Here is a 14,861-nt window from a genome sequence, read left to right on the forward strand (position 1 = left end):
CAACGACAGGGCAGCACACACCATGGTCACGCCGTCACGCATCCGCCTGGCACGGGAGCGCAGGGCGCTCACCCTGGCCCGGTTGGCGCGCATGGCCGGGATATCCCAGCAGAGCCTGTCGAACTACGAGAACGCGCACGCGGTCCCCACCCCGGAGACCCTGGACCGGATCGCCGCGGCCCTGGGCTTCCCGCCCGGGTTCTTCACCTCCGAGGAGCTGGAGGAGGTGCCCTCCGAGGCGGTGGCCTTCCGGGCCCGGACCAAGACCTCGATGCGCAAGCAGAAGGCCGTGCGCTCCCAGGCGGCCCTGGCCGTGGAGCTCAACGACTGGCTCAGCGAGCGCTTCGCCCTGCCCGAACCCTCCGTGCCCACCTACGGCAGGCCCTCACCGGAGGCCGCCGCGGAGATGGTGCGCTCGCTGTGGGCGCTGGGCGAGACCGCCGCCCCGAACATGGTGCACCTGCTGGAGGCCCACGGCGTGCGCGTCTTCTCCCTGGACACCGAGCACCAGGAGGTGGACGCCTTCAGCTTCTGGCGCGACGCGGTGCCCTACGTCTTCCTCAACACCGGCAAGAGCGGCGAGCGCGGGCGCTTCGACGCCGCCCACGAACTCGGCCACCTGGTGATGCACGGCCACGAACGCCCCCTGAGCGGCCCGGAGGCCGAGCGGGAGGCCAACCAGTTCGCCAGCGCCTTCCTCATGCCGCGCGCCGACGTGGTGGCCCGGATGCCCGCGGGTCCCCAGGTGGACCAGCTCCTCAAGGCCAAGGGCATCTGGCGGGTGTCGGCCATGGCCCTGGCGCACCGGCTGCACGACGTGGAGCTGCTCACCGACTGGCAGTACCGGGCCGCCTGCCGGAAGCTCGCCGAGATGGGGTACCGCTCCGCCGAACCCGACGGCATCCGGCGGGAGACCTCCCAGGTCCTGCCCAAGGTCTTCACCCTGCTGCGGCGCCAGGGCCACACCCCGGCCCGGGTGGCCGAGGAGCTGCGCCTGCCGCTCTCGGAGCTCAACACCCTGGTGTTCGGCCTGTCCCTGACCTCCCGCTCCGGCGCGGGCCGTGGTGCACCGGGAGGCCAGGAGCGGCCGGTGTTGCGCGTGGTGCCCGACCCGCGCTGACCGGCGGGCCGGGCACCGGGCCCCCGGCTCAGGCCAGCGCCGCGACCACGGCGTGCTCGTCGCCCCACCGGGCGCGGAGCAACCGCCCGCCCTCGGGCTCGCCGTCCAGGACGTGCCGGATCAGCACCCGCGCCTCCGGGCCCGACCCGCCGTCCCCGTCGCCGGGCTCGCTGGAGACGAGGACCTGCTGCGGCCTCTTCTCCACCACGCGGCCCTCCTCCACGATCTCCAGTTCCGCCTGCTCCTGCTCGCCGGTCAGGGCCCGGCGGAAGCACGCGAGCGCCACCTCGTCCCCCGCCGCGTCGTAGATCCAGCGCGTGCCCAGGACGGAGTGCTCCATGGTGGTGACGAGGTGCTCCTCGCCTCCGGGCAGGGGCGCGCCCCGGTAGGTCAGCGGCACGTGCAGCAGCCGGTCCCCGCGCCGGACCAGGAAGGCCTCGATACCGACCTCCCCCTCCGGGTCGTCGAACCGGTACGCGCCGAGGATCTCGTCACTTCCCCGACCGGCCCACGGCTGGCGGTCCAGCCAGGAGCTGATCAGCGTCGGCTTGTCCGGTTTGATGGTGGCCTTGTAGATGATCGCCATGGGCACCAGTATCCGATACGGCACGCGGGACACCGCGGCCCGGTCCGCGGAGCCGTACCCGGCCAAGGTGTGGGCCGGTCCCCGGCTGCCCGTACGGTCGCGGAACGGAGCCGACGAGGCGGGACGGGTGTCCGCCGCTCTCGTGTTTGTCCCCGCCTGCGCCTCCCCGGAGGTTCACCGGCCGGAGGCGGCCCCCCGCCCCAGAGGCGTCGGGTGAGCGGGTGACGGAGCTCTGGGTGAAGATCGCCGTTGACGCCCATGTCATCCGGGAGATGTTCGCCAGGGGCGAGGACGGGTCCGTCATGGAGAACACCGAGGACTACTACGAGGAGCGGAGGGAGGTCGAGGAGACGAGGGGCCTCGCATCGTTCGACGGCGTGGCGGTGCTTCTGGAATCCGGTGTCCTCGTGCAAGCCGGTGAGGGCTACCGCGTGGTGGCCGACCAGGACGAGTGGAGTGCCGGGGGCGGTTCCGGGCCTGGCGAGAGCGAGATCCGCCAGGCGATGCTGCACGTTCTGGAAGCGAACTCGGTGGACTGGTGCGGTGAACCCATGAAGGGGTACGAGTTCTCGGACCTCTACCTTGACTCCTGCTGGGGGGCTTTCGACACCCGGGAGGAGTACCTCGCGAGCATCGAGGGATACGTTTCCTGCGGTTCGGAGGGATGAGCCTCGTCCTATCGTCGTCCAGGGAGTCGGTGTGGGCGCCGGCACGGGCGTAGGCGGCGCCGCTCTCAGGCCAGCCGCCTTCGGCTCGGTCCACCGCCCGTCCAGGATGACCAGCCCCGCTGGGGCGAGGGCTCGATCCCGGGCCTGGGCGAGCAGACGAACGGTGGTACCGGAGAACCGCTCGACCGCCTCGCGGGAGGGAAGGCCGGGGCGGCCCGTCCACGGCTGGTGGGTGCCCAGGAGCTCGGCGAAGCGCGCGGGCCACCCGCGCCAGACCTCCGCTTCGGCCGCGCGGCGGAGGCGGTCCAGACCGAGCCGCCCCCTGGGGCCGCCGCACAGGACAAACAGCCGAAGAGTGGTGGCCCGGGCGGGAAACCGAGAGGTGTGGCCGGGTCAGAACCGTCCTATCCACGGCTGAGGGCGTGTCCTGCCCCGTACCCGCCGACAGACCGGCCGTCGCGTCGGGAGCGGTTTCCCGGTCGGCGGAAATCGTGCGGTCACGGCGCCATGATCCGATCCGACCGCTCTTCGAGCGCCTACCCCGGGTCGCGCCGCGGGACGACCACCACGGTCTGGCACACGGACTTCCTCCTCACGCCGGGCTTCTTCGGCGGAACTCAAAGCAGCGCCAGGCGACGACGCACTTCCCTCCCAATGCCACACCATTCATTCCACCCAACACACAAAGCCCATGAGAATCACAAGACATATCCACCCGAGATAGATCTTAGTGTGAGCAATTGACTTCTCGGAATAGCGCGTGTCTTCTGGTGGCGGATGGGACTGGCCCAGCCCGGAGGTTCGATGACCGCGTTGCCGCACGATTCCGAACAGAACCCCGATTCCACGAGGAGCCCCCTCCGGGGACACGGTCTCACTGACCGTCTGGTCCAGGCGTTCGTCGACGACGTCGTCCGGCTCCTGGGACGCGGTGGCGAGGACGAGGAGCAGCTCCGGGCACCCCTCAAGGTGCTCGTGGAGAGAATGGGCAAAGCACTGGGGCTGCCGAACAGCGTGTACGGCGAAGTCCCCCTTTCCGCGCTCCAGGCGAGGCCGGACTTCGGGGTCGACCTCACCGGGGCCGGCCAGGGGCCGCACGGCAGGGTCGGCTACATCGAACTCAAACGCCCGGGAAAACCCATTCCCCCCGAGAGGCTGGCCGACAGACGCGATCGCGAGCAGTGGGAGAAATTCCGGAGCCTGCCGAACGTGCTCTACACCAACGGAACCGAGTGGTCCCTCCTCCGCCACGGAACCCCGGTCCTGCGCACGGTCCGCACACCCGACCTGGTGCCCGTGCGGAAGAGGTTCCCCAAGGTCGATCCGGCGTTCACCGATCTGATCCGCGAGTTCCTCATGTGGCAGCCGGAGAGCGAACCCGGGCTGGACCGGCTGATCACCCGTGTGGCGGGCCTGTGCGCCCAACTCCGCGAGGAGATCTCCGAGATCCTCGCCGAGGAGCGGTCGCGCGGCCGGGGCGACCCCTTCACCCGGCTCGCACACGAATGGCGCGACCTCCTCTTTCCGCACCTCAAGCCCGACCGGGAGTTCGCCGACGTCTACGCGCAGACCGTCACCTTCTCCCTGATCCTGGCCCGTGAGGACGGGGTGGACTTCAGCGGCCGTGACCTGAGCGGCATCGGTGAGCTCCTGGGCAAACGGCACGCCTTCCTGGGACAGGCCCTCTCCCTGCTGACCGAGTCCCGCGAGGTCCAGACCGTCACCGTCCTGCCCACACTCATCCGGGTCCTGGAGGCGGTGGACTGGCCCCGGATGACGCGCGAGCGCCCCAGGGCGCACGCCGACCTGTACGAAACCTTCCTGACCAGGTACGACCCGGCGCTGCGGAAGAGCTCCGGCTCCTACTACACGCCCGCTCCCGTGGCGGAATTCCTCACGGGGTTCACCGACTCGGTGCTGCGGGAGCGGATGGGCCTGCCGCTCGGTTTCGCCGACCGTTCGGTGACCACGGTGGATCCGGCGATGGGCAGCGGGACCTTCCTGTCCTCGGCCATGGACCGGGCGCACCGCAACCTGGAGGAGGAGTTCGGCCCCGTACACACGCGCACGTGCCTCAAGGACCTGTACCGCGACCGCCTCATCGGTTTCGAGCGCAGCACGGCGGCCTTCGCGGTGTCCGAACTCAGGCTGCACCAGCAGCTCCGCGAACAGTACGGGGCGGAGGTCCCCGAGGAGCACCGCCGGTTCCTGTGCAACACCCTGGACGACCCGAACCACCACTACCAGTCCTTCGGGCGGCGCTACGACGACCTGGTGTACTTCCGCGAACAGGCCAACCGGGTCAAGAGCTCCACCCCGGTGATGGTGGTCATCGGCAATCCGCCCTACGTCGAGAGCGCGAAGCAGCGGGACCCCGCCTCCTGGCTGGAGCGCCGCCGCGCCCCCGCCGGGGACCCGGTCACCGCGCGCCCGTCCATGGACGAGTTCCGGGAGCCGGGTCGGGGCGGCCTCGACTACAAACTCTCCGCGGTCAGCCTCTACTTCTGGCGCTGGGCGACCTGGAAGGCCTTCGACGCCCACCCCGAACAGCCCAGCGGCGTCGTCGCCTTCGTCAGCACCTCCGCGTACCTGGCCGGGGAGGCCTTCGCCGGTATGCGCCGCTACCTGCGCTCGACCGCCGACGAGGGGTGGATCGTCGACCTCTCCCCCGAGGGGCACCGGCCCCCGGTCAGCACCCGCGTCTTCGGCGGAGTGCAGCAACCGGTCTGTATCGGGATCTTCGCCCGTTACGGACCCGCCCGGCCCGACGTCCCCGCCCGGATCTGGCACACGGACGTGGAGGGGCTGCGAGCAGAGAAGTTCGCGGCGCTCGAACACGATGAGGGGCTGCGGCTCGACGGCGGGAACTGGCGGGAGTGCCTGCGGGGGTGGACCGACCCGTTCCACCCGCAGCAGGACCGGTGGGGCCTTCTCCCCGCTGTCGGCGATCTGATGCCGTGGCACTCCTCTGGTGTGAAGACCAACCGGACGTGGGTCATCACCCCCGACCGCGCCACCTTCAACCGGCGGTGGGAACGGCTCTCCAGTGCACGACCCGAGGAGCAGGACCGGTGGTTCAAGGCCACCGCGGACCGCAGCACCACGCGCCGCCTGCGCGCGATGCCACGGATCACGGACGACCGCGAACCCCCGAGAACCACCTTGTACGCCCATCGCGCCTTCGACCTCCAGCACATCACCGAGGACGTCCGGTACGTCGATCGGCCCCGGCCAGGCCTGTGGGCCGCCAACGGCAACCGCCAGATCCACGTGGTGGAACAGCACTCCAAGACCATCGCGTCCGGTCCCGGCCTCCTGTTCAGCGCACTCATTCCGGACATGGACTACTTCAACGGGCGCGGCGGCCGGGTGCTGCCGCTCTACCGCGACCCCTCGGGCCACTCCCCCAACCTCGCGCCGGGGCTGCTGGCACACCTCACCGAGCGGCTGGGACGCGGTGTCGGTCCCGAGGACGTCGTCGCCTACCTCGCCGCCGTCGCGGCCCATCCTGGGTATACTGCGGCCTTCCGGGAGGAGCTGCGGACCCCCGGAATCCGCATCCCCCTCACCGCCGACCCGGAACTGTGGGACAGGGCCGTGAAGATCGGCCGCGAGGTCGTGTGGCTGCACACCTACGGTGTCCGCATGCGCGACCCCGCGGCCGGGCGTCCCGCGCACATGCCCAGGCTCCCCCGACCGCGTCGGCCCCAGGTGATCGAGGAGATCCCCGACCGTCCCGGCCACCTGCCCGACCGGATCTGGCATGACGGCGGCCAGGGCCCCGGGGGGCCGTGCCTGCACGTGGGCGAGGGTGTCATCGCCCCGGTGGAGACCGCCGCCTGGGAGTACGAGGTGGGCGGCATGCACGTCATCCGGAAGTGGTTCGCCGCACGGGAACGCGACCCCAGGCACGTGCGCAGGGGGTCGCCCCTGGACGACATCAGACCCAATCGCTGGACACCCGAGTTCACCGAACAGCTACTGCACCTGATCACCGTGCTCACCCGCCTGGTGGACCTGGAACCGAGCCAGCGGGACCTGCTCGAACGGATCCGCACGGGACCCCTGATCACGGTGGAGGAGCTCGGGGGGGCACGGGTCCTGCCCGTTCCTTCCGGGGTGCGTAAGGGGCCCCGCGGCGACGGGCAGGGGGAGATCCCGCTGGCCTGACGACTTCCGGGGACCGTGACGGCCGCGAAGCACGGTTGCCGAGGCATGCGGGCTTTCTCTGCCCTTGTATGGGAGATGGCCGGTTCCGGCCACGTCCGGAATAGCGTTCAAGGCCCGGCGCCAACAGGAAACCAACGGAAGCGAGTTCGAAACACCAGGGGTCGTCCGAACAAGAAGACAGCTGGCATGACCTCGCTTTCTCCCGCGCCGCGGTGAACAGGACCTGGACGCGGAGGACCCCGGAATCCGCGGCACACGTGCCGGACAACCCCGCACGACGCCTCACACACGCGGCTTCCCGCCCTCCTGGCCATGGCTAGTATCCAGCAGGAGACGGCTTCTTCCCCCCTGGAGAGACACATGGCCCACGCAGGTGCGAATCCAGACGATGCCATCAATTCAGCTGGCACCGCGGCGGACATGGCCGACACCATGGCCACACTCATCCAGGATTTCGCAAACGCCGTCTCACCCCTCTACTCCGGAGCACCCGAACTCGGAGGGTCCCTGGTGGACTACGACATCGAGGGCAACGACCGCATTCTCCAGTCCGCGAGGAGCAGCAGAAACCTCGCTGAGAAAGGCGGACACGCCGGCGGTGAGGTCTCCGAGACGGACCACCGGTCATCCTCGGACTACGGAGGCGCCATTCCTTCGATTCCACGGGAAGTCAACTTCTGAGAGGACGGCACATGTCACCCGAATACATGGTGCTCGGACTTCCCGACGACGTCGACGCCGACGAGGACGTTATCCGTGACAGCGCTGACGGCCTCCTCACCACCAGGAACACGATGCTCGGCCAGTCGATCGACCTGGAAACCAGTTTCTGGGCGACCGCCAACGAATTCAGCGACACGATCGCCTGGGACATCACCGGGGCGAGCGGACAGCAGATCCAGACCTGGGAGGACACGGCGGAGCTCCTGACCCACGGGGCGGGCACCCTCACCCTCTACGCGGACGCCGTCAAGGAGTATCGGGGGGTACGAGCCGACCTCCACCTTCGTTGGAGCGAGTGCAAGAGCGCGGCCCTGGCCCGCATCGGGGAATTCGGCGCCGACACCCTGACGTTCAGCGGCGTCTCCCAGGAACAGGCCGAGGTGGACTACCTGAACGGGGTCCGCGAAGAACTCCTGGGCGAACATGCCCAAGCCCGCTCGGACCTGGACGACGCGACCGACGACACCAAGGACGCGCTGACCAACGGACCGAGCGCCGCCTCCTGGAAACGCATCGAGGACGCCGGCCTCATGACCGGCAGGGAGATCCACATCTTCGGCGGTGTACCCGACCCCGTGATCGACTTCGGCCCCCAGGAGGACTGGACTCCCCAGGAGGTGGCGCGCTGGTGGGCCGACCTCGCCCCGAACCAGCGGGAACACGCGATGGAGGAGTACCCCGACGACCTTCGCAACCTGGACGGCGTGCCCGTCGTGGTCAGGGACGAACTGAACCGGACCGCGTTCGAGGAGCATCTGGAGCTCATGGAGGACAAGGATCCGGCGCTGGAGGGCGTCTACCTCAAGGAGATACGCGAGGCCCTCGGGGAGGAGGACACCTTCCTGATCCACTTCGATCCCCTGTCCCTCGACGGCCAGGCAGCCCTCTCCCGGGGCAACCCCGACACCGCGGACAACGTCTCCACACTTGTACCAGGTATGTTGAACCACCTGGGCAGTCTCGGAACGTCGTTCGAACGCGCCGACACGATCCTGGCCGAGATGAACGAGAACGCCCCCGGAGCCGACAACGCCTCCGTGGTCTGGTTCGGCTACGATCCGCCCTTCCCCGGGGACATGTCCGCGGACGACGCGGGACGGGACTTCGCCGAGTTCCAGGAGGGACTGCGCGCCACCCACCAGGGGGACGAACCCTCGCACAACACGGTCATAGGCCACAGCTTCGGCGCCCTCGTGGTGGGAGCGGCGGACAACCCGAACATCGGAGGCGGACTGGCCGCGGACAGCATGGTCCTCATCGGCGGCGCCGGTGCCACCGTCGACAACATCAGCGAACTGTCCATGAGCGAAGAGGACGTCCATGTCGTTCTCGGCGACGACGACTGGATCAGCACCGCCAGAGGCCTGGGAATGGACGGCTCGTACGGCGTACCTCTGCACGAGGAGGAGTTCTACCAGGACCCCGACAATCCCGGCCAGGACCTGGGCAACCGGTTGGATCCCTCGGAGGAGACCGGCCATTCGGGTTACTTCGACGACGAGCAGACCCTCGACTACCTCGGCGACGTCACGACGGGAAAGTAACCCATGCAGAGCGCGAACCCCGGACACCTGCTGTCCCTGACGGCGTGGCTGTGGCAGCCGCAGGAAGGGCCGAACACACCCGTCTCCCGTCCCAGGGCCTTCCTCAACGAACACATGGGGCTGTTCTTCCTGCTGGCGGTGGTGGTGGGAGGCGCCGCTGGCCTTCTCTCGGGAACGTTCGTCCTGAAATGGGACGAGTGGAACAGCCCTTCGTTCGGCCCCTTCATCGCTCCCGCCGTCCTGTTGGGCTGGCTGACCGCACGGCCCCGGTGGGCCGCGGTAATCGGTCTGACCACCCTCGTGGCCTCTGTGGCCGGTCACTTCCTCGGGACCCAGCTCGCAGGGCACGAACAGAACGTCCTGGAGTACCGGGCGTGGGCGGTGGTCGGCCTGTGCCTGGGTCCACTGCTGGGCTACCTCGGGCACACACTGCGGTCACGTCGGTTGCTCGCCCGGGCTGCCTGTGCCGGACTGGTCTCGGCGTGGCTCTGCGTCCCCCTCTACCTCGGTTTCGTCACGGGATCCGAGTACTACGTGGAGTACAGCGGCGTTGTGACGAGATCCTTCGACCTGTCCATGGCCGTGCTGGTGCTGGTGTTGTGCCGGGGGTTCTCCGCCAGGCTCATGGCACTGGTGTGCGCGGCGCTGTTCCTGTGGCCCCTGACCGTCGTGTCGGTGCTCAACAGCGTCTTCCTCTGGCGCGCGAGCGGCGGACTCTAAGCGCCCTTTCTGAAATTCTGCGCGCAACCCACCAGAGGGATGAACCCTCACACAACACGGTCAGGGGCCAGCGTGGACAATATCACCGAACTGTCCATGGACCCGGACGACATCCATGTCGTCGAAGGTGATGACGACGGCATCGACATCCGCGACCGCGTCGATTTGACCGACGAACACTTCGGTGAACCGCTCGACAACGACGAGTTCTTCGAGAATCCGGATGACCCGGGCGAGAGACTGGGGCCCTATCTCGACCCCGAGGAGCACACCGGGCATTCCGGTTACTTCGACGACGAACAGACCCTCGGCGACGTCGCGACAGGAAGCAGACGAACCGTGATGCCGTCCAGCGGCGAGAACACACGAGAGCACGCAAGAGGGCCGACCGTGTCCCGAGGTGACGGCACTGCGATCCGACTACTCCGGCGCGTCTGGGAGCCGGACGCACTACGCGGGCGCACGGTGGTCCGCGGCACGGGATCTCTCCAGGAGCGGTGATGGCTGTTCGTCCTCCTCGCCGCGACGGTGGGGTCGGCGATCGGGCTGGCGTCCGATTTCTTCGTCTTCATACGCGACGGGACGGGACCGGCGACCTCCGGCCTGTTCGTCGCCCCGGCGGTGCTGCTGGGGTGGGCACAGCACAGCTGTGCCTTGAAGCCCTGGACATCAAACCAAAAGGAGCACTGGGCTACCGGGATCGGTCCGGAAAGACATACCGCCAGATATTCACCGGCCTCCTGGAGGACGCGGAGAGGTCGTTGGCACGGAAAAAGCGCCTGGAAGCCCAACCACCACAGCCACACAGGGGAAAATGACCGGGCTCAGGGCTGCTTTCCGTGAGGCGCGGCAGCACCGTTCCCAGGTCGCCGACGGCTCCCCCACCAGGTGAACGGCGACGGAACCGCGTACCACTGACCGTGGCCCGCACCGGATCATGGACGAGGGCTACGGGAACGACCACGCCCACGCCAAGCTCTTCCCCATGCACGGCACCGCGGGCAACCAGGGCGAGAACTGGCGCGAGATGGCCTCACCGATCGAGGGCTGCTTCGACCGGTACCAGGGGTGACCTGTCCTCACACGACCACACCCGCGCCGAGGACGTCCGCCTCGTGACCGTGGCCCAACAGCGGCATAGGCGGATCAGAGCGCTTCGGAACCGTCACGTACGGTTCCGTGCGTGAAGGCGAGCCACTCCGCAGAGGCGAGAAGCAGCACGTCCTCTCGTGGGTTCAAGGACGCTGACAACGGGAACTTCCACGGCCTGGAACACGAGGCGGCCAAGATCCAGGAGTACACGGTCGGCCTGGTCCCCGGTCTTCTCCAGCACCGCGACTGCATCAAACCCATGATGGCCCGTCGCTACGTTCCAGATGAGGCCGAACGCGCACGCCGGGTGGAAGCACGCTTGCAACAACACGCCAATGTGCTGGAGCGCGAGAAACCGCCAAGGATCTGGGTGATCCTGGACGAGCCCTGCCTGCGGTGTGTCACCGGAGACACCGGGGTCACGAACACACGGTTGGAGCACCCGCTCCAACTCGCCGCTCGGCCGTCCATCAACCTCCAGGTGCCCCCATCCACAGCGGGCATGTCCCCGACCTACGGCTCCTCCATGCTGACCTTCGACGAGACGGACGGTGCGCTCGTCATCGACTTTCCTCCGGACGGATTGTTCTTCGCGGACCGGGAGGACCTATGGGAACACGAGATAGCGTTGAATCGGCTACAGGCGTCCGCCCTCCCCACAGTGGAGATGCGAACCCTCCTCAAGACTCTGATCACCGAGTACAAAAGGCTGTCACGGCTCCGAGCACGACCACCAACGCCTCCTTCGCTCCCGCTTGCTGGCACAAGGCGAGCTACACCAACGGCAGGGGCGCCTGTGTGGAGGTCTCCGAAGGGGCGGCCACGGGCGTGCGGGACACCGAGAACCGCGAAGCGGGAGCCCTCTTCTTCAGCGGCGAGGCGGGGGAGGCCTTCCTGGGGCACCGCCAGGGACGATCCCGCCTGGAGCACGTCCCCTGTCCGCTGCGTACCGGTGGACAGGGGAACCCCTCTCCCGGGACACCCACGAATTCCCCGCACGCCCCTGGTCGGGCCGTGACATGTTACGTACGATCACCCTGAGTGAGGGAAAGGCGCCCCCACCCACCGAAGGGCCCGGAGGCTCCGTCCACCGCCCCTCGCCTCCGCATCACCCCCCGCTCCCCAGGAGAAACGTGCGTAAGAGGATCGGTATCGTCGGCGCCGGAACCGCGGGCCTGCACCTGGGTCTGCGCCTCCTACAACACGGTGTGGAGGTCGCCCTCTTCACCGACCGCTCACCGGACGAGCAACGGCGGTCGAGGGTACTCAACACCGTCGCCCACCACGCCGTGACCGTGGAACGCGAGCGCGCCCTCGGTGTGGACCACTGGCCGGTGGAGGAGTTCGGCTACCCCGGGCACGAGTACCGGGTGGGCCCCGGACCGGAGCCCACCGCCTTCGCGGGCCGGCTCCCCTCACCCAGCCGGGCCGTGGACTACCGGATCTACCAACCGCGCCTGATGGAGGACTTCACCGAGGGCGGCGGGGAACTGGTTCTCGGCCGGCTCTCGCGCGACGACCTCCCCTCACTGGGCGCACGCTTCGACCTGGTCGTGGTGTGCACCGGGGGCGGCCCCTTCGCGAAGGTGTTCGACCGCGATCCCGCGCATTCGCCCCACACCCGGCCCCGGCGGCTGCTGAGCGCGGGCCTGTTCACCGGCATCGCCCAGCGACCCGTCCCCCAGGTGACCTTCCACGTCTCCCCGCGCGCGGGCGAGATGATCGAGATCCCCACCTGGACCGACGGCGGCCAGGTCATGGCCCTGGTCATCGAGAACCACCCCGGCTCCGACCTGGAGGCGCTGGCCGCCATCCCCTACGAGGACGACCCCGCGGGCTACCGGGACCTGGCCCTGAACCTGTTCCGCGAGCACTACCCGGCGTGCTTCGAGCGGATCGACCCGTCCGAGTTCGGGCCGCTGGACGGACCGCGCGGCATCCTCCAGGGCGCGGTCACCCCGGTGGTGCGCCGCACGCACACCGTGCTGGACGACGGCACCGTGGTGCTCGCCCTGGGCGACGCGCACGTCACCGTGGACCCCCTGCTCGGGCAGGGGGCGAACATGGCCTCCCACGCCGCGTGGGTGCTCGCCGAGGAGATCGTGCGCCAGGACGTCTTCGACCGCCGCTTCGTCGAACACGTCGACATGCGCAGGCAGGACCGGGTCCTGTCGGCGGCGCGCACCACCAACCTGCTCATGGAGAACCTGGAGACCCTGCCCGAGGACTTCCTGGGCTTCCTCGGGGAGCTGAGCCGCAACCGCTCCCTGGCCGACGAGTTCACCGCGTGGTTCAACTACCCCGAGCGCTTCTGGGACGACCTGGCCGACCCCCGGCGCACCCGGGCCTGGATCGCCCGGCACACACCCGCCCCCGGGTGAGGTCCGGTCCGGCGGCCCCGGACCGCCCGCCGACCGGACCACGAGCGCGTCCCGCCGGCCCCGCTTCCGCACGTTTCCCTTTCCTCCGAACACCGGAAGCGGACCCGGCACCATCGCGAGAACACCTCACCGAGGGCCGGGGAAGGCTCAGGTGGACGTACTGAGTACCGACTGGGCACCAAACTCGCAAGCCTCCGTGCGGACGAATAGCGCACAGATCAAATGCTTGACCGTTCACCTACACCTGCGTTAAGCCTGAGGGCACCAAGAACCACCCCACCCCCTGGAGGGCTCTTGACCCCCTACCGTCAGCAACGGACGCGTCACCGCGCACCCCTGGCCGCGCTGCTCGCCGGAGCACTGCTCACGACCCCGGTCGTCACGCTCGCCTCCCCCGCCGCGGCGCAGCCCTCGCAGGCGAACTGCTCGGCCAACACCGGGGACACCGGCGGCCCGTCCTGGACCGACCACGCCGAACTGGAGCGCGCACTGCTCACCCTCGAACGCCAGCGCGGCGACGTGCTGGAGGTCGAGGAGATCGGCCTCTCCAACCGGGGACGTGAGATCTGGTCCGCGCGCGTGGGCACCGGACCGGAGACCCTGCTGGTGACCAGCGAGATCCACGGCAACGAGAAGACCGGCACCGAGGCGCTGCTCGGCCTGCTGCGCACCATGAGCGCCAGCACACCCCGGGCGCGGGAACTGCGCGAGGAGGTCACCCTGGTCGCGGTACCGAAGATGAACCCCGACGCCAGCGAGCTGGACCGGCGCGGCAACGACCGCGGCTGGGACGAGGTCGTGGCCGACTTCCCCCAGCTGGAGGGGGCGGCGCCCGCGTGGAACTACTACGACCGGCCCCTCCAGGGCGACGACTACTCCGAGCGCCCCGGGTTCGACGTCAACCGCGACTTCAACCCGGACCTGTCCTACGTGCCCGACCCCGCCGACTTCCCGGGGCGGTCCAGCGAACCCGGCTGGTACATCCAGCCCGAGTCCCAGGCGGTCCGCGACCTGTACGCGGAACTCACCGAGGAGCGGGGCGGGGTGGACGTCTACGTCGACCTGCACCACCAGGGGCCGTGCTACGAGGAGGAGGACAGCGGGGAGTGGGTCAACCTGTCCGTCTCCGCCGACTTCGTCCCGGACCCGAACACCCCCGAGGGCGCGAAGTACGCCGAGTACGCCGACCGGTTCGACTTCGACCTGTCCCGCCAGGTCAACGTGGCGGTGTACGACGAGCTGAACTCCTACGGCAACTCGGGGTTCGGCAACATCACGCTGTACCCGCAGGACCTCGACCTGCCGGGGACGGCGCTGGGGTCCTTCGCGCTCAACGGCAGCGGCACGATGCTGTTCGAGGTGCGCGGCCAGACGCAGAGCTGGGGCGCCCGCCAGCGCGGCCAGCTCGTCACGACGGTCGAGCGCGGCCTGGAGGCGGTGGTCGAGGGCCTCGCCGACGGCTCGTTGCGCGAGCTGGACCCGGAGCGGTACCACGCCATCCCCGAGCGGTGACCGGCCCCTGAACGGCTGAACCGACGGAGGCCGGACCCGCACGGGTGCCGGCCTCCCCGCCTTCGCAACCCCGGGCTCCGTGTCCCGCACATGGCGCGCCCCCGCCTGCGCCCCGGCAGAACCAACCAGCCCGGGCGACCCCGCTGGCCGGTATCCGCGCCGATCCGCGTGGCCCCTCCGGCACCCTCTCCAGCGGGGTTGCCCGGAGAAACCCGTATGGGCGGAGGCGTCGGCGTACCCGGCGACGACCTGCACATCCGTGACCGCACCTTGGTCGCACGCACACTCCGGCGGATCACCGACGCACTCGACAGGTCCGACCCGGACGAGACCGCGGAGTGGGAG

11 protein-coding genes and 2 pseudogenes are annotated in these 14,861 nt (G+C 69.2%); 12 read left to right on the forward strand and 1 reads right to left on the reverse strand.

What is annotated here, in order from left to right; all coding sequences use genetic code 11:
* Positions 1-22 precede the first annotated feature (22 nt).
* Entirely contained in the window at positions 23-1,120 is a 1,098-nt protein-coding gene (locus FYW95_RS06630; RefSeq protein ID WP_159942090.1) for a helix-turn-helix domain-containing protein, read from the forward strand.
* A 28-nt stretch (positions 1,121-1,148) separates the two neighbouring features.
* Here the strand turns inward: FYW95_RS06630 and FYW95_RS06635 are convergent, their stop codons facing one another.
* Positions 1,149-1,706: a CG0192-related protein gene (locus FYW95_RS06635; protein ID WP_159942089.1), complete on the reverse strand. Its 558-nt coding sequence runs from the start codon at positions 1,704-1,706 to the stop codon at positions 1,149-1,151.
* Between the two features lie 236 nt (positions 1,707-1,942).
* Between FYW95_RS06635 and FYW95_RS06640 the strand changes: the two genes are divergently transcribed.
* The 11 genes and pseudogenes from FYW95_RS06640 (at position 1,943) to FYW95_RS06685 (ending at position 14,516) form a co-directional block, all read left to right on the forward strand.
* The gene (locus tag FYW95_RS06640) at positions 1,943-2,374 is read left to right on the forward strand and encodes a hypothetical protein (RefSeq protein WP_159942088.1); all 432 of its coding nucleotides are present in this window, start codon (positions 1,943-1,945) and stop codon (positions 2,372-2,374) included.
* 777 nt (positions 2,375-3,151) lie between these two features.
* The gene (locus FYW95_RS06645; protein WP_236572116.1) at positions 3,152-6,544 is read left to right on the forward strand and encodes a type ISP restriction/modification enzyme; all 3,393 of its coding nucleotides are present in this window, start codon (positions 3,152-3,154) and stop codon (positions 6,542-6,544) included.
* Between the two features lie 312 nt (positions 6,545-6,856).
* Positions 6,857-7,225 carry a hypothetical protein gene (locus tag FYW95_RS06650; RefSeq protein WP_236572117.1) on the forward strand — a complete coding sequence of 123 codons (369 nt, stop codon included), beginning with the start codon at positions 6,857-6,859 and terminating at the stop codon, positions 7,223-7,225.
* Positions 7,226-7,236: 11 nt separating this feature from the next.
* The gene (locus FYW95_RS06655; protein ID WP_160050161.1) at positions 7,237-8,811 is read left to right on the forward strand and encodes an alpha/beta hydrolase; all 1,575 of its coding nucleotides are present in this window, start codon (positions 7,237-7,239) and stop codon (positions 8,809-8,811) included.
* A gap of 3 nt (positions 8,812-8,814) precedes the next feature.
* Positions 8,815-9,531, forward strand: coding sequence for a DUF6518 family protein (locus FYW95_RS06660; protein ID WP_160050162.1), 717 nt, complete (start codon positions 8,815-8,817; stop codon positions 9,529-9,531).
* Positions 9,532-9,603: 72 nt separating this feature from the next.
* Complete coding sequence (locus tag FYW95_RS06665) at positions 9,604-10,032, forward strand: hypothetical protein (protein ID WP_160050163.1); 429 nt, start codon at positions 9,604-9,606, stop codon at positions 10,030-10,032.
* 433 nt (positions 10,033-10,465) lie between these two features.
* Positions 10,466-10,718: pseudogene (locus FYW95_RS06670) on the forward strand (hypothetical protein); the annotation flags it as partial.
* Positions 10,715-11,296, forward strand: a pseudogene (locus tag FYW95_RS28045) (DUF5753 domain-containing protein); the annotation flags it as partial. The pseudogenes FYW95_RS06670 and FYW95_RS28045, both read left to right, overlap by 4 nt.
* Positions 11,233-11,664 carry a DUF397 domain-containing protein gene (locus tag FYW95_RS28845; protein WP_159942082.1) on the forward strand — a complete coding sequence of 144 codons (432 nt, stop codon included), beginning with the start codon at positions 11,233-11,235 and terminating at the stop codon, positions 11,662-11,664. The pseudogene FYW95_RS28045 and the gene FYW95_RS28845, both read left to right, overlap by 64 nt.
* A gap of 92 nt (positions 11,665-11,756) precedes the next feature.
* Positions 11,757-13,004 (forward strand): styrene monooxygenase subunit StyA, encoded by a 1,248-nt coding sequence (gene styA / locus FYW95_RS06680; protein WP_160050164.1) that lies wholly within the window; start codon positions 11,757-11,759, stop codon positions 13,002-13,004.
* A 294-nt stretch (positions 13,005-13,298) separates the two neighbouring features.
* On the forward strand, positions 13,299-14,516 hold the full coding sequence (locus FYW95_RS06685) for a M14 family zinc carboxypeptidase (protein ID WP_236572118.1): 1,218 nt from the start codon (positions 13,299-13,301) through the stop codon (positions 14,514-14,516).
* The last annotated feature ends 345 nt before the right edge of the window (positions 14,517-14,861 follow it).

Origin of the sequence: Nocardiopsis sp. FR4, assembly GCF_009830945.1 — a bacterium.
Taxonomy (GTDB): Bacteria; Actinomycetota; Actinomycetes; order Streptosporangiales; family Streptosporangiaceae; genus Nocardiopsis.

Coding starts and splice junctions, on each gene's coding strand:
- FYW95_RS06645 (WP_236572116.1), top strand. CDS start 3,152: ATGGGACTGGCCCAGCCCGGAGGTTCGATGACCGCGTTGCCGCACGAT.
- FYW95_RS28845 (WP_159942082.1), top strand. CDS start 11,233: ATGGGAACACGAGATAGCGTTGAATCGGCTACAGGCGTCCGCCCTCCC.
- FYW95_RS06655 (WP_160050161.1), top strand. CDS start 7,237: ATGTCACCCGAATACATGGTGCTCGGACTTCCCGACGACGTCGACGCC.
- FYW95_RS06635 (WP_159942089.1), bottom strand. CDS start 1,706: ATGGCGATCATCTACAAGGCCACCATCAAACCGGACAAGCCGACGCTG.
- FYW95_RS06650 (WP_236572117.1), top strand. CDS start 6,857: ATGGCTAGTATCCAGCAGGAGACGGCTTCTTCCCCCCTGGAGAGACAC.
- FYW95_RS06630 (WP_159942090.1), top strand. CDS start 23: ATGGTCACGCCGTCACGCATCCGCCTGGCACGGGAGCGCAGGGCGCTC.
- FYW95_RS06660 (WP_160050162.1), top strand. CDS start 8,815: ATGCAGAGCGCGAACCCCGGACACCTGCTGTCCCTGACGGCGTGGCTG.